Here is a 21,127-nt window from a genome sequence, read left to right on the forward strand (position 1 = left end):
TATCCATGCCGAACACAGAAGTTAAGCTTCTTAGCGCCGAGAGTAGTTGGTGGGAGACTGCCTGCGAGGGTAGGGCGTTGCCACGCTAAATGAAGAGGAACTCATAATGAAAATTATGAGTTCCTCTTTTTGTATATTCAATTCAGGGAGTTATCTGATAGGTGCGGCTAAGATCAGAGGTTTTATTGTGACGATTAATATACATTTAGTACAGAACAACTAAACTGTTGCTATATTCTACTGATTAAGTCTAACTGTTACGTGATTTATTAAAGATTATCGATTAATAAATGTTTTTAAAAAGGATTATTAAACTAACGAAGATTTAAATAACAGCCTGTTTTGATGATGAGCAAATCTGTTGCATTTCCTACCGAAACCCGTTATTTTAATTATAGCGAATGAAATCGGTTGCAAATAACGTTTGCTATTTAATTAGCGGTGCGACTTTTATTCAACGACTATTATAACGAAAATACGAGGTGCTAGTTATGTCTAATCCAAATACTATTCCCGCAAGTGTCGCTATGTTACGTGTTCTTGAGGCATGGGGCGTTAAACATATTTATGGTTACCCTGGTGGTTCCTTTAATTCAACAATGTCAGCATTAGATGCAGAGAAGGAGCGATTGAAGTACGTTCAGATTCGCCACGAACAAGTTGGTGCTATTGCAGCTAGTGCAGATGCAAAATTGACTGGTAAAATTGCGGTTGCTTTTGGGTCAGCTGGTCCAGGAGCAACTAACTTGTTAACGGGTTTATACGATGCTCGCGAAGATCACGCACCGGTTCTGGCCTTAATTGGGCAAGTGCCAAGTACCAATATGAACTACAATTATTTCCAAGAATTCGCTGAAAATCCGATCTTTGCAGATGTGGCAGTTTATAATCGCTTAGTCATGACACCACAGAGCTTGCCCTATGTTGTCGACAAGGCAATTCGCGAAGCCTATAAGCATCGTGGTGTGGCAGTTGTTGTCATTCCTAATGACTTTGGCTATGTGCCAATTGCGGATGAGCCATATGCGAGCACATCGCCATCTGACCTGAAGCAACGTCCGTTACCGAGCACAACTGATGAAGAAGCTGATCATGTTTTAGAAATGATCAAGGCTGCTAAACGCCCGGTTATCCACGTTGGTCGCGGAATCGGCACTGGCGGTGAAAAATTAGTTGAGTTATCGAAAAAATTACAAGTACCAATTGTGACAACTGGGCTGGCAAAGGGTTTAGTTCCAGATGACTACGAAGGTAATCTTGGCTTTGCTAACCGGGCGGCAATGAAGGCAGCTCAAGAGATTTTTGGTGTCGCTGATTTGGTGATTGTGCTTGGAGCTGACTTCCCATTTGCTAACTTAGTTTACCGAACTCATCCTTTCAAGTTTGTACAAGTAGATATTGATCAAAGCCAATTCGGCCGACATCATTATTTAGACTATGGTGTTTGGAGCGACGCGACAGATTTCGTAGAAAAATTGTTGGCACGTAGTGAAACAGTGGCACCAACACCGTTCTTTAAGGCGGCAGTCGCAGACAATCAGAATTGGCGTGAATATTTACAAAAGATGATGAATCGTGATACAGAGCCATTAGAGTTTGAACCACTTTATAAAGAAATCAATCGAATTGCAGAACCAGATGCAATTTTCTCAATTGATGTTGGTGATAATATCATTAATTCCTTCCGTTATTTGAATATCACGCCGAAGAACAAATGGACAATTTCTGCCTTGTTCGCTACGATGGGCTATGGCTTACCAGGTGCAATTGCTGGCAAATTAAGTTTCCCAGAGCGTCAAGTGTTCAATATCGCTGGTGATGGTGCTTTTTCAATGGTGATGCAGGATTTAATTACAGAGAAAAAGTATCAATTACCCGTTATTAACATTATTACAAGTAATACAACTTTGAACTTCATTAAGTCAGAGCAAGATGATATTGACATGGTCGAACATAGTGGCATTGAGATTGAAGATCAAGATTTTGCCATGATTGCGAAGGCTATGAGAGTTGAATCTATCACAGTTCGTAAGAGTAGCGATTTAGCGGCGGCCTTCGATCAAGCACTAGCAGTAACGAAAGCTGGCCGACCATTCTTAATTGATGCTAAAATCACCGCAAAACGTGGCTTACCTGTGGAAGTTTTGGATATGAGAATTGAAGATGGTAAGTTAACAGAAACAATCAGTTCTGACTACAATGCCAATCACACTTTACCCAAGGCTGACTCAGTGGAAGACTTCTTTGCTTCCTACGATGGTGCAGAATTAAAACCATTGGCACACTTCTTTGACGAAGCTGGCGTTGAATTATAAAAATGACATCTTAACGGAACCGGAAGAAAAATTCCGGTTCCGTTTTGTTTATCAATGAGACAAGATTGCAAGAGCGAAATGAGATGATGAAAATGACAAAGTATTTGATTTTTGGCGTTGAAATAATCGCGATTATTTTGTGGCTGTCACTCGGCGCTAGCTCGACTTTTACTGCAGTTTTAGGTGTGGTTGTAATTATTGTGCTCTCTCAAAGTGCGCATCATTTTTTTCACGCTCGTTAGTTTGACTATAATTAAGAATTAGATCAAATAAATAAGTAAGGGAATGCAAGGCTGTGTTGAATTCGCCGCTTTATTTGCTTAAACTTTTAATTAAATCAGACAGTGTAGCCAGGGTGGGTCTGTGAATTTCAACTTTGCTTGCGCAATAACACTAAAAAGAGGAACCAGGACAAAATCCCGGTTCCTCTTTAAGTTGCGAAAATAGTTTGTAACATTAAATGTCATTAGGATGTAACCCAAGCAGCGAGTTGATGACGGTGTTGTTGTCGCTTGTAGCCTTCAACAATCATCATTGGGGTAACAGCGGCAATGAGAACAATTCCCCAAGTGCTTGCCGACAAGGTAACGACACCGAACAAGGTTGCCAGTGGCGGCGTTAAACCAATCATAATTAGCACGGCCATGGTTCCAATAACGCTCCAAGTTAGCACTGGATTACTGGTGAAAGTCCGCTTCGTGATTGGGCCACGGGTTTTGATGGGAAACATATCAAGAACAGAACCAATCGCTAGTACGAAGAATAACATGGACATACCTAATGCGGCGTTGTTATTGCTGAGGCCGAAGCGCCCTAGCGCGTAAATACTAAGAATCAGAGCGACATACGTCACTGTACGAACGATAACGCGCTGGGCAAGGCCATTACTCCAAATACTAGCGTTGCGGTTGAGCGGTGAGAAGGACATGACGCCAGCTTCACTAGGTTCTTGGCTAAGGAAGAAACCAGGAATACCATCGGCCAGAATATTAATAATTAGCATTTGTTCGGCAGAAAGCGGTGCACCCCAGCCGATTAAAACAGCGGCTAATAACGTAAAAATTTGAGCGAAGTTGACGGAAACCAAAAATTCAACGGCTTTTAAAATATTCTGATAAACGGTCCGGCCTTGGCGAACAGCGGCAATAATTGTAGCAAAATTATCATCAACTAAAATCATATCGGCTGCACTTTTGGCGACATCACTACCAGTAATGCCCATGGCAATGCCGACATCAGCTTGACGCAGAGCCGGTGCATCATTAACACCGTCACCAGTCATTGCAACGACTTCACCGCGCTCTTGCCAAATTTTAACGATTCGTAATTTGTCGGTGGGGGTCGTCCGTGCAAAAACGCGCACTTGATCAATTTTTGTTTTTAATGTGGCATCATCCATTTCTGCTAACTCTGCGCCAGATAGAACAAGTCCATCAGAATTTAAAATACCGATTTCTCGCGCAATAGCAGTGGCTGTGCCAACGTGGTCACCAGTAATCATGACAGTACGAATACCAGCTTGATGTGCCTCACCAATTGCCGCAGCAACTTCTTGACGCGGTGGATCTTGAATACCAACTAGACCTAGTGGAATTAATTGACTCAGTTTTGTCGCCCAGGTTTCGCCAGGATCTTCAGCAAAGTATTGATAACCACCAGCCAGAACACGTAATCCTGAAGCCGTTAGCCGATCATGGGCACTTTGGAGCGTCATTTGATCAGTTGCATTGGCAAACTGCAAACGGTCGAACGCCCCTTTAATAATTGCTAAATAGCCATGCTCGGCTTTGTGCAACGTCGCCATTGTTTTTTTAGCAGAGTTAAAAGGATCTTCGGCCACTTGTGGGTATTGCTTTAAAGCAGCTACTTGCGAATAACCTTGGTCATGCGTAAAACGTAAAATTGCCAGCTCCGTTGGACTACCGCTATCTGTGGTGGCCGTTTCGCCTAACTTAGCGTTGGTTGCCAAAGCCCATAGCGGTCCTAATTTTGCATCCAGGGTTGTTATATCTGTGCCAGATGGCGCGATACTTTTAACGACGGTCATTTTATTTTGAGTCAGTGTACCAGTTTTGTCCGAAGCGATAACGGTCACATTGCCAATTGTTTCTACTGCGGTGATTCGCCGCACGATGGCATTTTGGCGAGCCATTTGCCGAACGCCATGAGTTAGACTTAAGGTTACAATAACTGGTAGTGACTCTGGCACGGCAGCAATTGCTAATCCAATCCCAATCATCATAGCTTCAGCTGGCGAGTCCTGATAGAGTAGAATTGCCAATAAAATAGCAGCAATACCGCCGACGATAGCCATCAATGAGAGACGCAATCCTAATGAGTTAAGGCGTTGCACTAATGGCGTCTCAATTTTTTTGGTTGTGTTAAGTAAATTAGCAATTCGACCCAGTTCCGTTTGCATGCCAATTGCCGTCACAAGAACAGTTGCTGTGCCTTGAAGTACTGCAGTTCCAGAATAAACCTGGTGCTGATCAGTTGTGTTCTTTTCGATGGGTTCACTTTCGCCAGTCAAAATTGCTTCTTCAACTAATAAACCAGTCGTCATCAAAACATCACCATCTGCAGCGACGGTATTGCCAGCACTTAACAGAAGAATATCACCAGGAACTAATTCTTGAGCCGGAATAGTTTGCCGCTTGCCATCGCGCTTAACATCGACAGTTTGCGCAGATAAAGTCTGAAGACTCTGAATTGCCTTTTCGGTGCGTCCTTCTTGAAATAAGCTAATACCAACGTTTGAAATAACAATTAAGGTAATGACGGCCGGTTTAGTCCAGCCACTATCAGTAGTAGCGGCTAAATAAGTAGACAGGACTACGGCAAACAACAAGACCAAAGACGTAATATCACGCATATGATAAAAAATACGCTGAAAAATATTAGGTTTTTTCTGTTCGACTAAGACATTCTCGCCGAATTCGGATTGTAATTGTTGAACCTCTGTAGCAGTTAGCCCTTGTTCAGGATTGGTATGGGGCGACTGAAGTGATGGGTTGGTTTGAGTCATTAGAATAGTTGCTCCTCTCCACAAGACGGGGGATAATCATCTTTACCATTTAAGCTTAGCATGGTGATTATTTGTCGAGCAAATCTAAAAACTCAGCTCTAATCAATCCTAGTGGTACCTATTGATGGTTAAAAAGTTATTTTAACGGTCAGATACGAAAATTATTTAAGATATTTAGCAATGTTTTTGAGCGTGGCTGTGCGTTTCTGTGCTGATTGATCCTCGGCGTTGAAGTTATGCCAGTAATAGTGATGCAGTCCTAGTTTGTTGAACGTGCCACGTTTTAGTGATTTTGTCACGGGATTGCCGAAGACAAGGCGGTATAACGGTGTTGGCGTTCCAGCAACGGTGAAAACAATGATTTTGGGATTATGAGGCAATAAATGAGGGCTCTTTTTTTGATAGTGGTTTTTACTCAAAACTTTATCTAAAAAGCCCTTCGTCATGGCGGGCATTACTTCCCACCAAATTGGAAAAACAAAGATAATACGATCGGCTACGGCCAAACGTTGGTAATAACTTTCTGCTTGTGGATCGACAGGTTGTTTAGTGCGCCAATTTTCTAAGTCACTTTGATGCATCACAGGGTCGAAATGCTCAGCGTGTAAATCAATGACGTCGACAACATCACCGCTAGTTGTGAGAGTGTTAATCACGGCTTTGCCAAGTGCAGCGCTATAACTGCGAAAATGGGGCTGGTTTTCACTAGCAGCTAGAGTGTAAGGATGATCAAAAACAAGAACGTCTTTCATAAGGATTACTTCTTTCAATTATTTATTCCTTGGAATATAATTGAAAGTATAGAACGATCAAATAAATTTGTCAAATATATTCGGAGGAATATAAATGAAAGAACAACCGCGTGAACAATTATTTGAACAGCTTCAAAATGAATTGACCACGTTTCATCATCGTCAGATTGACCCGGAAACAATGGCTTGGTTCGTTAAGAAAAGTTCGGCCGCATTACAAAACAGTGTTCAAAAACTGACGCTTAATGATCTTGACTTAATTGATGTCATTGCTGATCATCCTAATGAACGGTTAAGTGATTATGCCAATTATTTAACTATTCGCCAAGGAACAGTTTCTAAAAGTATTACCAAACTAGCGCGGGAGCAATTAGTTGTTAAGTTCCATCAAGGTGAGAATAAAAAAACAACCTTTGTCAAATTGTTGCCATTAGGTCAACAGCTCTATGCGTTGCATCGCCAGTACCATCGCGACAATGATCGAAGACTAAAGGCGGTTTTGGACCGCTTTTCTGATGACGACTTAGCTATTGTGGCACGCTTCTTACAAGTTGTTAATGAAAGTGAATAGCAATTATTTCATATCGGTTACACGTCATCAGGGCTTATTCACCATTGAGATTATTTCTGATGGCGTCGTCTAGAACAGCCGAATTTTACACAGTTATTTTCCGAATAATGCCAAATAAATAGACTTGGAATTTTTTGTTCCAAGTCTAGGTCATGTAACGCTGAATGATCTACATTTACGCTCGTCCATTGTTGAAGAAACATTTCGAATGGGTTAATTTGATTGCAGCGTATCATCAGCAATAAAGAATAAGCTAAATTCTGTCGATAAATAGATTCATTAATTGCGCTATTTCTTGGGGGTTACTTTTGTTAAGTTCGTGTAAACCATTGGGAACAATTTCTAATTTTGAATTCAAAATCAAATGATTAATTTCCTTAGTTGTTTTTAAATTTAACTTATCTTTACGACCGCACATCACTAATGTGGGCAGCTGAATGAGGCTTAATGTAGTCGTTAAATCTTGTTGATTGATGGAGGAAATCAGGTCTAGCAATTGCTTTTTAGTTAACCCCATTATGTTTAATTGTTTGACTGATAAGAAATTGAACATTAATGTTTGTAAGACATTAACTGCTTTAGGAATTGATTTATAAATAGCGCTACAAATAATCAGGCCTTTTAAATTTTTACTTAGTTTAGCTGTGGCGTAGTTAAGTGCTAACAACCCACCTAAAGATAAGCCGACTAATACAAAAGGTTCGTTTATTTCTTCTAACACATTGTTAACTTCTTGTTCTAGCCTGTTAAATGAGACAGGCGTATTTTCAGCTATTCCTTTGAATAAATTCACAACACTAGCTGGATTACTTAATTCACTAATTACTGAATCCCAATCCGCTGTCTTTTGCCCAAGGCCGGGTAGAATCACAATTCTCATGTAGCACCTCAGAAGTTATTTCCGCGTTTGTGTGTATTGCCGGTAGTTCGTCAACAAGTGATTCAGCAATCCCTTATCTAAATTCGTCTGATAAGCGAACACAATGGCGCCAGTAATTAATAAATTGAAGAAATTACTTAATAGCGCAGCAAAACCTAGCAAGTTTTCATGTGTCAACATTCTTGTTATCGCTTCTAGCGGAAAACTGACTAACATGATCACAATTAAGATGTTCCAGAATGGTAATTTAGAGCGCTCAATTAAATAGACCAGTAAGAGATAGGATAAGAACCACAGCACACTTATTTTTAACAACAGCGCGAAGTCAAGGTCTCTTGTATTGTTTTTTACCGAAAAAAATAATAAAAACAGCGGAATCCCTGCAGCAAAACTTGCCTTTAATAAATGATAGTTTTTGGTCTGTTTAAAAGCTATCAAAAATGTTAATAAAAATAAACATGACGATAATACGATTTGTGACCAAGTTAATTGTTTATTGATTGCTAAATCAACAATGATGCTTGTTAATCCGCCGATATTCGGACAGGCAATGAGTAAAACATAAATTGTTTCAGAGATGCTTCTCTTTTTTAAACTAGATACCATTTTCGTATCCTCCCGCAATAATTTATCAAGGGAAAGGTTAAAATAATCACTTAGTAAAATCAGACTTTCAATATCGGGATAGCTCCTTCCTACTTCCCAGTTTGAAATGGTTTGTCTTGAGACATGTAATTCTCTTCCCAATTCTTCTTGTGTCAAACTTAGTTTTGCACGATTTTCTTTGATTTTATCTCCCAGTGACATCTAACCTGCTCCTTGTAAAATTACTGTAATGAAAGTATAGCATTTATACAATCATAGAATGTGAGAACGGCTAATAAAGGTGCGCTTAGTTAATGAGCATCGTTGATATACTAGGAATAGGGCTGCATAGAAGCACTGGCTTGGTGAGATGGGAACAAAAATTGGTTGTGACTTTTTGAGTGTTGTTTTCCATAGAATCGTAGCGGAATCATGCTATGACTTTCGAAAAAATTTTTTAAAAAATAAAGAGGTATTATGAAGCGGTTAGAATAGCAAAATCTAACCGCTTTTGTGTGTACCTAAATTGGTTGGTTATAAAAAATATGTCGATTTGTTTCTTGACTATATTAATACTAATCCAGTTAAAGCTTGATTTTACCGGCTTTGGGAATGCGGTTAAAAATCTGCCTCAGTTTGCAATTAAACATTATGACATATACTGGCAACAAAAGGATATTTAAAATGACACAAGCTCGAATATAATGTAAGCGTAGCCAATGCTTATATCACAAAATTAAGGAGTAATCGATGATGAATAGCAAATTAAAACTTTGGGAGAATTACCAATTATCAAATATTAATAGAATGGCACCGCGTAGCAGTTACCGCACTTACTTTGCAAAAAATGATCAGCAAGTGCGTAATTATCAATCACTCAATGGCACCTGGAAATTTAAATTTATTGCTGCACCAGAATACGCACCAAAAGATTTCCAGAATATTGATTTCGATGATACTTCTTGGGATAACATTCCTGTTCCTAGTAATTGGCAACTGCAAGGATATGGCAAGATGCATTATTCTGATTTGTGGTATAACTTTCCCATTAATCCACCACATGTTCCTTCTGAAAATCCGACTGGCTTGTATCGGCGAACTTTCACAGTGGCTGACGTGGCAACAGATGAACAATATATCATTGGTTTCGACGGTGTAGACTCTGCATTTGAACTTTATCTTAATGATGAGCGTGTTGGATTCAGTAAAGGAGCAAGACTAGCCAGCGAGTTTGATGTCACTCAATATTTGCACAAAGGTGAAAATACGATTGCTGTACGTGTCGTTCAATGGTCAGATGGCACGTATTTAGAAGATCAAGATATGTGGTGGTTAAGCGGTTTATTTCGTGATGTTAAGTTATATTCTCGACCTCAAAAAGGACTCTATGATTTAAAAATTAGAACATACTTGCATGATGATTATACTAAGGGTGAATTAGTTGTAACACCAACCTTCACACTGACTGATCACCAAAAGATTACCTATCAACTAGCCAAAGATAATCAGATTGTTTTTGAAAAAACGGTTGATGGGAATGTTAGTCTCGATGAACAAGTTAATGACGTTCAACTTTGGTCTGCTGAAACACCAACATTATATGATTTGACATTGACGGTAACGAATCAAGGTCAAGTGCTTGAGGTGGTTAAACAAAAGGTCGGTTTCCGTCAAATTGAAATTGTCGGTAAAACCTTTTTAGTCAATGGGGTTGCCATTAAGTTAAAAGGCGTTAATATGCACGACTACAGTGCTACCAAGGGAAGAGTCATGACGAAAGATGATTTCTTGAAAAACATCCGCCTGATGAAGAACAGCAATATTAACGCTATTCGTACTTCGCACTATTCTAAAGCGCCTATTTTTTATGATCTTTGTGATGAGCTTGGTATGTATGTTATTGACGAAACAGATTTGGAGTGTCACGGTTTCGAACTAACAGGACGTTATGACTGGATTACAGATGATCCTAAGTGGCAACCGGCCTATGTTGATAGAATGCGGCGCACATTACAACGTGATAAGAACCATCCATCAATTATTATGTGGTCATTAGGTAACGAATCGAGTTTTGGTGACAACTTTCGGGCGATGGCAGCATACTGTAAAGCAGAAGATCCAACTAGATTAGTTCATTATGAAGGTGACTTTGATGCCGAGGTTACAGATGTTTATTCAACAATGTACACTTGGTTGGAACATGATTCAAAGCTAACTATGGATCAAGTTATTCAAAAGACACAAAAACCACACATACTTTGCGAGTACGCTCATTCAATGGGTAATGGACCTGGTAATTTAAAAGAGTATCAAGATCTATTTTACAGTCATGAACAATTACAAGGTGGTTTTATTTGGGAATGGTTTGATCAAGGGATTACCGCTGAACAGAATGGTCAAGTTTATTATCGTTATGGCGGTGATTTCGGCGATGAACCGAACAACAGTAATTTCTGTATTGACGGATTAATTCGTCCGGATGGGCGTCCATCAACTGCCTTAACAGAAGTTAAAAAAACATTTGAGCCATTCCAGATTAATGTGATTGACCTACCAACTTTACAAATTGAAATGTTTAATCGCTTGGATTTTCTAACAAGTAAAGCCTTTAACTTTAATTATCTACTTGAAGAAGATGGTAAGGAGATCTTGCATGGTCCGTTAAATATTACCGAAATTGCACCACACCATAGTAAAAAAATTAAATTAGCCCTTCAACTGCCACAACTAGATCTCAATAAACTTTATGTCTTGCATATTCAATCATCCTTAGCAGAATCAACAGAATGGACAACTGATGCTGATTTGGGCGATAGCACAATTGTTATACAACGTCCCAAAAATAATTTTAATCATCAAGAGAAGTTTCCAATTACAGCTAATGAAGACGATTTGTCAATTGATATTCAAGTTAAGCAAAATCAATATCGCTTTGACAAAATTAGTGGAAAATTTAGCCTAACACAGCATGAAAGCCCAATTATTACTGAGGGTATTCAAATGAATTTTTGGCGAGCACCGATTGATAATGATATGGAATTATTGAATGACTATTATCACAAATACTTCTTGAATTTATGGCATGAAAATACTGTCGATGTTAGTTTACAAAAACTTGGTAACGGTGATTACCAAGTGACTATGGAGAAGTTAGTTGGCACAACTAATAGCGGTTGGTATTATCAAATTCAACAAGACTATCTGATCCATCAAGACGGAAGTTTCGACTTTAAGGTTAACGGAATTGCAGCGGGTAAATTAGATTGTGCTCCGGAAATGTTGCCACGAATTGGAGTGGTACTCCAATTACCAAATGACTATCAACATGTAACTTATCGTGGTCTTGGACCAACAGAAAACTACATGGACTCTTGCCAGGCAAGTTATTTAGGTGTCTTTGATACAACTGTTGATAATTTATTTGTTGATTATGTTAAACCGCAAGAGAATGGTAATCATATGTCTACAGACTTGATTGATCTGAGAGCTAATGATGATCAAATCGAAATCAAAACATTCAATCCATTGAACTTTAGTGTGTCGAATTATACAGATCGGTCTTTGGAGCTGGCCAAACATACAGTTGACCTTCAGAAGTCAGATGCAGTCAACTTATATATTGATTTCAAACAGAATGGTCTCGGGACAAATTCTTGTGGGCAAAATCAACTGAAAAAGTATCGCTGTAAATTTGCTGATTTCAGTTTCGGGTTTAACTTCGAATTGAATTAAACAAGTTAAGAATTTCGTAGATTTGCTTGCTTAACTAAGTCCTATAAACGGAGGAGACAAATAATGGACAATGAAAAAAATTCGCGTCAACGTTTAGGATCTTCTGCCTTAATGTTGATGACATTTGCGGCAGTCTTTAGTTTTCCTAGTATTGTTAATAATAGTATTACAATTGGTTTAGCAACAATCCCTGGTTATATTTTTGGCAGTGTTTTCTACTTTTTACCTTTTATTCTAATGGTTGCCGAATTTGCATCGGCTAATTCGGATAAGGAATCAGGTGTGCATAGTTGGTTAGAGAGTGTTCTTGGCAGTAAGTTTGCCTTTCTTGGCGCCTGGTCTTACTTCTTTGTTAATCTATTCTTCTTTGTTTCATTATTACCTAACACGTTGATTTATGGATCATATACTTTTTTAGGAAAGAATGTCTTCGAAGGTCCATCAGGTACTAGGATTATTTCGGTTTTATCAATCGTATTGTTTTGGATTATGACTTGGGTTTGTATCAAAGGGGTTACTTGGATTTCAAAGGTAACCAATCTCGCTGGCACGGCGCGGATCTTTATGGGAATAGCCTTTGTTGTACTCGCATTTATTGTCGTAATGGGTATGGGAGAACAACCCGCTCAGGACTTTACATTCAAAACGGTCTCACCAAAATTTGATTGGACCTTCTTCATGACAATGGCTTGGATTCTTCAGGCAGTCGGAGGTGGTGAAAGTATTGGTGTGTACATTAAGGATACTAAGGGTGGTAATAAAACATTTGTCCGCACGATGATTATTTCTACAGTTTTTGTTGGCTTGATGTATGTACTAGGTGCTGTTGCTGTTGGCTTTGTGGTCCCTCATTCAGTTTTGACCGGCAATTTTTCTAATGGTATTTTTGATATCTTTAGAATTCTAGGTGCACACTTTAATATTCCTGGTGGTGTGATGGTTCGCCTAGTCGGCTTGATTTTGTTCGTCGGTAGTTTGGGATCATTGGCACTATGGACTGCTGCACCAGTAAAAGTTTTCTTCTCGGAAATTCCTGAAGATGTGTTTGGTAAATGGTTGGTTAAGACCAACGATGAAGGTAATCCAACCAATGCTTTGATCGTTCAAGGTATTGTTGTGACGCTACTCATGATTGTGCCTGCGATTGGTTTTGGTGATCTGAATAGTTTCTTGCAGACCTTAATTAATATGACCGCCGCAACCTCTTTGTTGCCAGTATTATTTATTTTGATTGCTTATATCGGGTTACGTTGGAAAAAAGATGACATGGCGCGTAGTTTCCGCTTTGGCAATCGTGCTTTTGGATTGACTGCCGGAATATTTCTATTGTTGGTCTTCTTATTCATTTTCTTTATGTCGACAGTTCCAGAACCACATTTAATTGCTCAAGAATTAGCGGGTAATCTACCAAAAGGAGAAGCAAGCCCAATTGGAACATTAGTCTATAACGTTTTAGGAGTTGTCCTGTTTATGGGAATTGCTTGGATTTATTGGGATCGCTATGAAAAGCGCGAAGCTAAGAAACAGTTGAAAAAGTAACTTGTGATTGTATGTTGGGAAAGTTTTAGTTGTCGCCAATTATTGAGAATTAATAAATCCTCCTTAGTCATTTGATTAAGGAGGATTTTTCATTAGGCCAATTTAATTAAGCCATGATTTGAAGGGAACAATCTCATCTGAAGCAAATTGTTTGCGAAATGCTGTTGGTGAAATGTGCCGATATTTTGAAAAGGATTTTGAGAATTGAGAATAATTAGAAAACCCAGTTTGTGTTGCAATTTCAGCGATCGATAAATTGGAAGACAATAGTAGTTGTGTTGACTGGTTAATTCTATATTGGAGTAAATATGCTTTAGGAGAAATTGCTAAATGACGCATGAAGATTTTATACAAATAACTTCTTTCAATCTTAATCATATCCGCAATTTGGCCAATTTGCAGATTAGGATTGTTATATTGCTCTTGAATAATTTTGACGGCGGCAATCATGTACTGCTGTTCAGGTGTGGTTTCGACACGGGAACGTTGATGGTAATCGTCAGTTAAAAGACTGATAATCTCATAGAATTTTCCTAGAGAGCCATATAAATGATCGTTCGCGAAAGTATCAAAAACATCTGCAAATAGCCGATCAAGTTGATGTACATTGTCATGATGATAGACATAACTACCTGATCCTAGTCCGACTGTTTTAAATATTTTCTTTGCTGCAGTGCCACGAACGCCGATCCAACGATAACTCCAAGGATTCCCGGCTAGTGGGTAATAATTATTGTCGGTATATGGCGGAATAATGAAACCATCGCCACGACTTAATTGATGAGTTTCATTGTTAATGGCGAATATTCCCTCGCCATGTACGATAAAGTGGATGAGATAATAATCTAATTGTTCATATTGGTAAGGCGCTCGTGTGCGCACATCTTCATATCCAACCTCAAAGATTGATAGCTCATCACTGATGAGATTATCTGTTCGAAGCCATTTATTTTCTTTGAACATATTTTAACACCACCTATCGTATATCATAGCATGAATGAAATCGCTTATATAGGCTTGCTCAAAGCCTTTAAAATAAAAGATAAGAAGGTGAGATAAAAATCAAATTGAGTTGGATGATTAACTTAGTTATTTTGTTTAATCAAGTTTTTGGTTGAGTAGAATGATGTAGTTAAGACACTTAGACTTGAATTTTTGTACCATGACAAAACAGAGTAAAAGGCGACTGGGACAAAAATCTCGGTATCTTTTACTCTGCATTTTAGAATGTATAAGGGCAATAACCCGTTGCTGTTCCGTGCTCTGATTTGAAACGTGCTACGAACAACTGGCCACAGTGCCTTTAAGCGTGAAGTTCCTTGCATTGTCATGCACCAATCTTTCCACTTAAATTAATACCAGCAACCCGTTGCTTTTCACGCTCTAATTAGTTCTTTCTGCGGCCAATAAACAATGAAATAACAGCGACGACGATCACCGCGCCCAGAATGGATGGAGCTAGAGCCATGCCGGCTAATTTTGGTCCCCAAGTTCCGAAGATCATTTGGCCTAGCTTAGCGCCTAGTAAACCACCAATAATATTACCAATGCAACCTAATGGCAGATCACGGCTTGTAATTGCACCGGCAATTGCACCGATCACAGCACCAATAATTAATGTCCATAACCAACCCATTAGCTTAACCTCTTTTCAAAATGAATTAGTCTTATTTTAACATAAAATAAATTAGTGCCAAAAGAAAACGCAACAGTTATCACCATTGAGAGTTGAATTTCAGCAACGTTAAACGTGATAATTTTTGCATTAAAACTATCATCAAACTGCTGCTAATGGTATGATGCAATTAGGTAATTTATAAATAAATCGTACGACCACAGATTATTAGAGGGGTGTTTTGATGGAAAGTTTTGCAAAGTATTTTGACCACACTTTATTGAAGCCTGAAGCAACTGAGCGTGAGGTTCGTCAGGTTATTGCTGAAGCTAAAGAATATCAGTTCGCGTCAGTATGTATCAATCCTTATTGGGTTAAATTAACCGCTGATGAATTAAAAGGTACTGGTGTAACGACTTGTACTGTGATTGGCTTTCCTCTGGGTGCAACGTCAACAGTTGCCAAGGTGGCGGAAACCGCACAAGCTTTGCATGATGGTGCGCAGGAAGTAGATATGGTAATCAACATTGGGGAATTGATTGCAGGTCATGATGAAGCGGTTAAGACTGATATCATGAATGTTGCGCGGGCCGCTCATGCTGGTGGTGCCAAATTAAAGGTTATTATTGAAACGGCATTACTAACAGATGATCAAAAGGTTAAAGCTTGTCAACTAGCAGTCGCAGCAGGTACGGACTTCGTTAAAACATCAACTGGTTTTTCAACTGGTGGTGCTAACGCTCACGATGTTGCAATTATGCGCAAGACAGTCGGCCCTAATATTGGTGTTAAGGCTTCTGGTGGCGTCCACAGTTTAGCTGATGCTCAAGCTGTTATTGATGCTGGGGCTAACCGGGTCGGTGCTAGTGCGTCGGTTGCCATTGTAAAAGAATACGAAGCAACTCAAAAATAATTTCTGACCATTTTTTAAGGAGGGCGTTACTTTGGCTAATGATTATCGTTTCAAACGTGTTTTTGGAATCGTACTTGATTCAATCGGTATTGGTGAAGCACCTGATGCTGCAAAATTCGGCGATGAAGGTGCTGACACATTAGGGCACATCGGTGAATTCTGGCAAGGTAAATTTAGTGTGCCTAACTTACAGAAATTGGGCTTAGGAAATATTCGTGAAGCTAAACCAATTCTTGGTGTAGAACCAATTGCTGATCCAAAAGGTTATTATGGCAAAATGTTTGAAATCTCTGCAGGTAAAGATAGTATGGATGGTCACTGGGAAATGATGGGCTTACCTGTTACCAAACCTTTGGGATTTTTCCCTAACGGATTCCCTGCAGAATTAATTAAGAAGATTGAAGATTTCAGTGGCCGCCATGTGATTGTTAATAAACCATATTCTGGTACGGATGTGATTCATGATTATGGTGAACAACAGATGGCCACTGGCGATTTGATTGTCTATACTTCTGGCGATTCTGTTTTACAAATTGCTGGACATACGGATATTATTCCTCTTGAAGAATTACGACGGATCTGTGAATACGCCCGCTCATTAACCGTCGATGAATATCATGTTGGCCGTGTCATTATGCGGCCTTATAATGGCCCTGACAAGGATCATTTCGTCCGTACGAGTGATCGTCATGACTACACCCTAGAACCAACAGAACCGACTGATTTGGACCGTTTAAAGGATGCTGGTCTTGATGTGCTTGGTGTTGGCAAGATTAATGATATTTTCTCTAGTCATGGGATTACTAAGGGTTGGCATACAACGAGTAATATGGATGGCATGGATAAAACGATTGCTGCTGCCGATACTGATTTTACTGGTTTCTGTTTTACTAACTTAGTTGATTTTGATGCGATGTACGGTCACCGCCGCAATCCTCAAGGTGATGGCGAGGCACTAATGGCCTTCGATGAACGTTTAGGCGAATTATTGCCAAAATTAAACGATGACGACTTATTGATCATTACCGCAGATCACGGCAACGACCCTGGCTTCAAGGGAACTGATCATACACGGGAATATGTACCATTATTGGCTTATTCACCAAGTACTGGCACTGGTTCATTGGGTATTCGCTCACCATTCTCTGACTTTGGTGCCACAGTACTTGATAATTTCCAGATTGCTGGTAAAGATGTTGGCAAGAGTTTCTTAGCAGAGCTGAAGTAGGAGGTAGGTTAATGAGTACACATATTGGTGCAAGTAAAGGTGAAATCGCTGAAAAAGTATTATTACCCGGCGATCCGTTACGGGCAAAATATATTGCCGAAAACTTCTTAACTGATATTAATCGTTATAACGAAATTCGTAATTGCTTTGGTTACACAGGTCTTTATCGAGGCGAACGAGTTTCCATTCAAGCAACGGGAATGGGGATTCCTTCAATTTCGATTTATGTTAACGAATTGATTCAAGAATACGATGTGCAAACTTTAATTCGCGTGGGAACTGCCGGTGGTATGGGCCGTGATGTTCACATTCGTGACGTTGTTTTAGGTCAAGCCGCGTCAACCGACTCTTCAATTGTGACCAACACGTTTGGCCCGGGTGTCAACTTCGCGCCCATTGCTGACTATGGCTTACTATCACAAGCAGCAACAATCGCCGAAGCTGAAGGTATGAAGTGGCATGTTGGTAACGTTTTGGGTGAAGATCGTTTCTATAATGACGAATTAGACAAGCAAAAGTTGATTGACTATGGTATTTTAGCAACTGAAATGGAATCACCAGCGCTGTATTTATTAGCTGCTAAATTCCATCGTCGTGCTTTGGCGATTCTGACAATCAGTAATCATTTGGTTACTGGTGAAGAAACAACAGCCGAAGAACGACAAACATCGTTTAACGACATGATTAATCTGGCGTTACAAGTTAATTAAGAGATTGAGAAAGGCTAGCACATTTTTGTGCTAGCCTTTTTGAATGGGAAAAAATTGTTAACTGCGAGAACTGAACTGTGGTACTTCTTCGTGTTAGCATAGCTAACTGAATAGTGGCAACTAGAACTGTTATGTTGTACTTCTTCGTGTTTGCGCAAAGGTTGTATATGGAACGTGCGAGGTATCGTGGCGGCAAATAAATACTTGTCGCTGGAACGTAGTGGGCGTCGATTTGAGCCGATTGCAATGCAAATCAGCTCAAATACGAGCCTTAATGTAAGCAATAAATTGCCAACATTAATGTCACTACTGAGCGGTATTTATTTGCCGCCACTAGACAAGCAAGAGGGCAACCCTTGCGCAAGCACCGAATTGACGAGTGGTTAGACAGCTTACAATTTTTAGAAGCACAAATTTGCGATTAAATCACACCATATCTCTTTTGTCAGTGCCGGAGGGAAATCGCGGTCAGCCGCGGAATTCTTGTTAATGGTTTACCATTTACAAGAAAGCTTGAGTTTGAGACGAATTGGTTTTGATTCGGCTCAAACCAAGCTCGCAGCGTTCCACCAGCGTATTTCCCGTAGGCACGAAGAATAGCAGATAATAGTTTTAACCTTAATTTTTCCAAAACAGCCGCAATTGTTGCGTTAGTTCATCAGCGCTGCGGACTTGGTGTTGTTGTTGCCAGTGTGGTGGGAAGAGTCGTTGATAGCGGGTGCTGGCGAAGCGCTGATCGAGTAACAGAATCACACCGCGATCAGTGGCGTCACGAATTAGACGTCCGCCAGCCTGCATAACGTTGTTAAAACCTGGGAGTTGATAGGCATAGGCAAAGCCTTGATGGTTTTTGGCTTGGTAATAATCTTTAATTAGATTGTTTTCTAAGCTGAGGCCAGGCAAACCGACGCTAATAATAGCGACGCCGATTAAGCGGTCACCTTTAAGGTCGATACCTTCTGCAAAAGAACCACCCAAAACAGCGAAGCCAACTAACGTTGCGGTGTTGTCTGCAGAAAATTGTGCGAGAAAATCTTGTCGCGTTATCGTGTCGTTATGGCTATCTTGTTGAATGACGTTGATGTCAGGATTCTTTGCTGAAAATTCAGTGGCAACTTCTGTTAGATAATGATAGGACGGCAGGAAAACTAAATAGTTACCAACTTTAGCCGCAATCATTTTTTGCAAGGCGCTAATGATTTTAGGTAAATTAGCGTCACGTTGGGCATAGGTGGTTTGGATATAGTTGGTAATCAATAGGCACTGATTCTGCGGTGGAAATGGTGATGACATGCGAAAGATTAACGCGTCGGGATCCGCAGCAGTTAACGTTTCTTGATAATAAGTTAGCGGTGATAACGTTGCAGAAAATAAAATTGCGGCGTCACCTTTGTGCAAACTTTCCTGTAGATATTGGCTGGCATCAAGACAACGCAAGGCTAAAGTCAACGTCGGTTTTGTTTTGACGATAGTTTGATAATTGTCACCGTAAAAATCGTAAATTCGTAACCAACTAGTCAATTCGAAAAAGTAATTTAAGACTGCTTCGTGAACTGGCTGGTCAATATTTTTACCCAACCAATCGCGTAACAATTCTTGTCCACGATAAAAATCATTCACAAAATCATCTTCAAGATCGGCAATCGGCTGTTCAGCTAATTCTGGCTCTGGTAGAAGTGTTGGTAATTTTTTGAAGTTTGCTTTAATCGGCTTTAATGCTTTTCGTAAGTCAGCAATTACCTGCGTTTTTTGACCACGAATGGCTTTATCAAGTGCGTGCAGCGGTGCTTGAGTTAATTCCGTGCTATACATTTCCCGCGAACGGCTAACCAAATTGTGTGCTTCGTCAATCAGAAAAACATTGCCTATCTGCGGATTGGCGAAAAATCTCAGCAAATAAGATTGTGGATCAAATAAATAATTGTAGTCGCCAATAATAACATCGGCAAATCTACTGGCATCTAGACTAAATTCAAAGGGATCAACCGTATGCTTTTGCGCATATTGTTCGATTGTAGAACGATCCCAATTATCTTCATGAGCAATTAAGTCCTTCAAGGCAGGCTTGATACGATCATAATAGCCATCTGTATAGGGTGAATGTCCAGCCGGGTAACCTTCCGGAATTGGGAAAGTAATTTTTTCTTTGGCGGTGAGTGTCACACTTTTAATCTTGGCATTATGAGCGCGTAAGTCTTTTAACGTCGCTTCGGCGACAGCGCGAGTGCTAGTTTTAGCCGTTAAGTAAAAAATCCGATTCACTTTATTATCGACAAACGATTTAATTGTCGGGAACAGTGTAGCGATTGTTTTACCGGCCCCAGTTGGCGCTTCGGTCAATAAAATCTTTTGCGCGGCAATCGTTTTGTAAACGACACCAGAAAATTTGCGTTGACCGGCGCGAAAATCGGCGTAGGGAAAATTAAGCTTTTCTGCAGCTTCATTCCGCTCGAGCAACCATTGTGAACGCAAGTGTAGCCAGAATTCATATTCCTTTAAAACGTCTTGGACAAATTTGCCGAGATCATCATGCGTCCAAGTTTGTTGTTCGCGAGTAACGATTTCGGTCGTCGTTTGAAAATAGGTCAGTTGAACTGTGACATGATCGACGGTTTCTTTTTCAGCAAGCAACCAAGCGTAAAATTTAGCCTGGCCCCAATAACGGGTTAGTGCATCCTGAGTTAAATCAGCAAAGTCAGTTTCCGCAGTTTTGATTTCATCAACGAGAATTCCGTGGGTGTCGGGATCAATTACGACGCCATCAGCACGGCCTTCAATTTTGACGTCTTGTCCGTCTAAAGTTGTTTCGTAATTAAGACTGATTTCTTTTTGGTAGTCTGGCCCTGCTTGTTTCTGTAACTTACGGTGAATCCGCGCACCTTCCAGCGCGGTGTGGTTGCTGCGCGACTGTACGACGAGATCACCGGATCGCAAAGTAAACTCAATTAATTCACGAATTCCAATTCGCTGAACCATGATCCCGCCTCCTTAACGATAATCTATTGCCCTTATTATACCCGATATGAGATCGAAAAAATGACAATACAGACTAAATCCTAGAACTGTTGTGTTGTGATTCTTCGCGCTTACGCAAAGGTTGTATATGAAACGTGCGAGGTATCGTGGTGGAAAATAAATACTTGGCGCTGGAACGTAGTGGGCGTCGATTTGAGCCGATTAAAATACAAATCGTCTCAAATACGAGCCTTAATGTAAGCAATAAATTGCTAACATTAATGTCACTACTGAGCGGTATTTATTT

16 protein-coding genes and 1 rRNA gene are annotated in these 21,127 nt (G+C 39.9%); 10 read left to right on the forward strand and 7 right to left on the reverse strand.

Annotated features, from left to right (window positions below; translation table 11 throughout):
• The 3 genes from rrf to EKM65_RS11340 all read left to right on the forward strand — a co-directional run.
• A 5S ribosomal RNA gene (gene rrf / locus EKM65_RS11650) occupies positions 1-86 on the forward strand; the annotation flags it as partial.
• A gap of 405 nt (positions 87-491) precedes the next feature.
• Entirely contained in the window at positions 492-2,315 is a 1,824-nt protein-coding gene (spxB, locus tag EKM65_RS09830; RefSeq protein WP_125607997.1) for a pyruvate oxidase, read from the forward strand.
• Positions 2,316-2,398: 83 nt separating this feature from the next.
• Positions 2,399-2,557, forward strand: coding sequence for a hypothetical protein (locus EKM65_RS11340; RefSeq protein WP_164506904.1), 159 nt, complete (start codon positions 2,399-2,401; stop codon positions 2,555-2,557).
• Between the two features lie 224 nt (positions 2,558-2,781).
• Here the strand turns inward: EKM65_RS11340 and EKM65_RS09835 are convergent, their stop codons facing one another.
• A complete protein-coding gene (locus EKM65_RS09835; RefSeq protein WP_125607999.1) occupies positions 2,782-5,340 on the reverse strand; it encodes a cation-translocating P-type ATPase in 2,559 nt (852 codons plus the stop codon).
• A 161-nt stretch (positions 5,341-5,501) separates the two neighbouring features.
• Positions 5,502-6,092, reverse strand: a complete 591-nt coding sequence (locus EKM65_RS09840; RefSeq protein WP_125608001.1) for an NAD(P)H-dependent oxidoreductase — start codon at positions 6,090-6,092, stop codon at positions 5,502-5,504.
• Positions 6,093-6,186: 94 nt separating this feature from the next.
• Here EKM65_RS09840 and EKM65_RS09845 point away from each other — a divergent pair, with 94 nt between their 5' ends.
• On the forward strand, positions 6,187-6,663 hold the full coding sequence (locus EKM65_RS09845; RefSeq protein WP_125608003.1) for a MarR family winged helix-turn-helix transcriptional regulator: 477 nt from the start codon (positions 6,187-6,189) through the stop codon (positions 6,661-6,663).
• Between the two features lie 253 nt (positions 6,664-6,916).
• Here the strand turns inward: EKM65_RS09845 and EKM65_RS09850 are convergent, their stop codons facing one another.
• Positions 6,917-7,543: an alpha/beta fold hydrolase gene (locus tag EKM65_RS09850; protein ID WP_125608005.1), complete on the reverse strand. Its 627-nt coding sequence runs from the start codon at positions 7,541-7,543 to the stop codon at positions 6,917-6,919.
• 15 nt (positions 7,544-7,558) lie between these two features.
• On the reverse strand, positions 7,559-8,350 hold the full coding sequence (locus EKM65_RS09855) for a helix-turn-helix transcriptional regulator (protein WP_125608007.1): 792 nt from the start codon (positions 8,348-8,350) through the stop codon (positions 7,559-7,561).
• Between the two features lie 528 nt (positions 8,351-8,878).
• On the opposite strand from EKM65_RS09855, the gene ebgA reads away from it, so the two are divergent.
• A complete protein-coding gene (ebgA, locus tag EKM65_RS09860) occupies positions 8,879-11,860 on the forward strand; it encodes a beta-galactosidase subunit alpha (RefSeq protein WP_125608009.1) in 2,982 nt (993 codons plus the stop codon).
• 63 nt (positions 11,861-11,923) lie between these two features.
• Positions 11,924-13,399 (forward strand): amino acid permease, encoded by a 1,476-nt coding sequence (locus EKM65_RS09865; protein WP_125608011.1) that lies wholly within the window; start codon positions 11,924-11,926, stop codon positions 13,397-13,399.
• A gap of 102 nt (positions 13,400-13,501) precedes the next feature.
• On the opposite strand, the gene EKM65_RS09870 is transcribed toward EKM65_RS09865, so the two are convergent.
• Entirely contained in the window at positions 13,502-14,362 is an 861-nt protein-coding gene (locus EKM65_RS09870) for an AraC family transcriptional regulator (protein WP_125608013.1), read from the reverse strand.
• Between the two features lie 424 nt (positions 14,363-14,786).
• Positions 14,787-15,035 carry a GlsB/YeaQ/YmgE family stress response membrane protein gene (locus tag EKM65_RS09875; RefSeq protein WP_125608015.1) on the reverse strand — a complete coding sequence of 83 codons (249 nt, stop codon included), beginning with the start codon at positions 15,033-15,035 and terminating at the stop codon, positions 14,787-14,789.
• Positions 15,036-15,255: 220 nt separating this feature from the next.
• Here EKM65_RS09875 and deoC point away from each other — a divergent pair, with 220 nt between their 5' ends.
• From deoC to EKM65_RS09895, 4 genes are all read left to right on the forward strand, one after another.
• A complete protein-coding gene (gene deoC / locus EKM65_RS09880) occupies positions 15,256-15,927 on the forward strand; it encodes a deoxyribose-phosphate aldolase (protein WP_164506905.1) in 672 nt (223 codons plus the stop codon).
• A gap of 31 nt (positions 15,928-15,958) precedes the next feature.
• Entirely contained in the window at positions 15,959-17,155 is a 1,197-nt protein-coding gene (locus EKM65_RS09885) for a phosphopentomutase (RefSeq protein WP_125608019.1), read from the forward strand.
• A gap of 11 nt (positions 17,156-17,166) precedes the next feature.
• Entirely contained in the window at positions 17,167-17,865 is a 699-nt protein-coding gene (gene deoD / locus EKM65_RS09890) for a purine-nucleoside phosphorylase (RefSeq protein WP_125608021.1), read from the forward strand.
• Positions 17,866-18,051: 186 nt separating this feature from the next.
• Complete coding sequence (locus EKM65_RS09895; protein WP_125608023.1) at positions 18,052-18,252, forward strand: hypothetical protein; 201 nt, start codon at positions 18,052-18,054, stop codon at positions 18,250-18,252.
• Between the two features lie 231 nt (positions 18,253-18,483).
• Here EKM65_RS09895 and EKM65_RS09900 read toward each other — a convergent pair whose 3' ends face one another.
• Positions 18,484-20,841 carry an ATP-dependent DNA helicase gene (locus EKM65_RS09900; RefSeq protein WP_125608025.1) on the reverse strand — a complete coding sequence of 786 codons (2,358 nt, stop codon included), beginning with the start codon at positions 20,839-20,841 and terminating at the stop codon, positions 18,484-18,486.
• Between the last annotated feature and the right edge of the window lie 286 nt (positions 20,842-21,127).

The sequence above is a fragment of the Lapidilactobacillus bayanensis genome, assembly GCF_003946695.1.
GTDB lineage: Bacteria > Bacillota > Bacilli > Lactobacillales > Lactobacillaceae > Lapidilactobacillus > Lapidilactobacillus bayanensis.

What these genes read in the sequence shown, in the direction of transcription:
- EKM65_RS09840 (WP_125608001.1), bottom strand. Translation starts at nt 6,092, where the DNA reads ATGAAAGACGTTCTTGTTTTTGATCATCCTTACACTCTAGCTGCTAGT.
- deoD (WP_125608021.1), top strand. Translation starts at nt 17,167, where the DNA reads ATGAGTACACATATTGGTGCAAGTAAAGGTGAAATCGCTGAAAAAGTA.
- EKM65_RS09845 (WP_125608003.1), top strand. Translation starts at nt 6,187, where the DNA reads ATGAAAGAACAACCGCGTGAACAATTATTTGAACAGCTTCAAAATGAA.
- EKM65_RS09875 (WP_125608015.1), bottom strand. Translation starts at nt 15,035, where the DNA reads ATGGGTTGGTTATGGACATTAATTATTGGTGCTGTGATCGGTGCAATT.
- ebgA (WP_125608009.1), top strand. Translation starts at nt 8,879, where the DNA reads ATGATGAATAGCAAATTAAAACTTTGGGAGAATTACCAATTATCAAAT.
- EKM65_RS09850 (WP_125608005.1), bottom strand. Translation starts at nt 7,543, where the DNA reads ATGAGAATTGTGATTCTACCCGGCCTTGGGCAAAAGACAGCGGATTGG.
- EKM65_RS09855 (WP_125608007.1), bottom strand. Translation starts at nt 8,350, where the DNA reads ATGTCACTGGGAGATAAAATCAAAGAAAATCGTGCAAAACTAAGTTTG.
- spxB (WP_125607997.1), top strand. Translation starts at nt 492, where the DNA reads ATGTCTAATCCAAATACTATTCCCGCAAGTGTCGCTATGTTACGTGTT.
- EKM65_RS11340 (WP_164506904.1), top strand. Translation starts at nt 2,399, where the DNA reads ATGATGAAAATGACAAAGTATTTGATTTTTGGCGTTGAAATAATCGCG.
- EKM65_RS09865 (WP_125608011.1), top strand. Translation starts at nt 11,924, where the DNA reads ATGGACAATGAAAAAAATTCGCGTCAACGTTTAGGATCTTCTGCCTTA.
- EKM65_RS09900 (WP_125608025.1), bottom strand. Translation starts at nt 20,841, where the DNA reads ATGGTTCAGCGAATTGGAATTCGTGAATTAATTGAGTTTACTTTGCGA.
- EKM65_RS09835 (WP_125607999.1), bottom strand. Translation starts at nt 5,340, where the DNA reads ATGACTCAAACCAACCCATCACTTCAGTCGCCCCATACCAATCCTGAA.
- EKM65_RS09870 (WP_125608013.1), bottom strand. Translation starts at nt 14,362, where the DNA reads ATGTTCAAAGAAAATAAATGGCTTCGAACAGATAATCTCATCAGTGAT.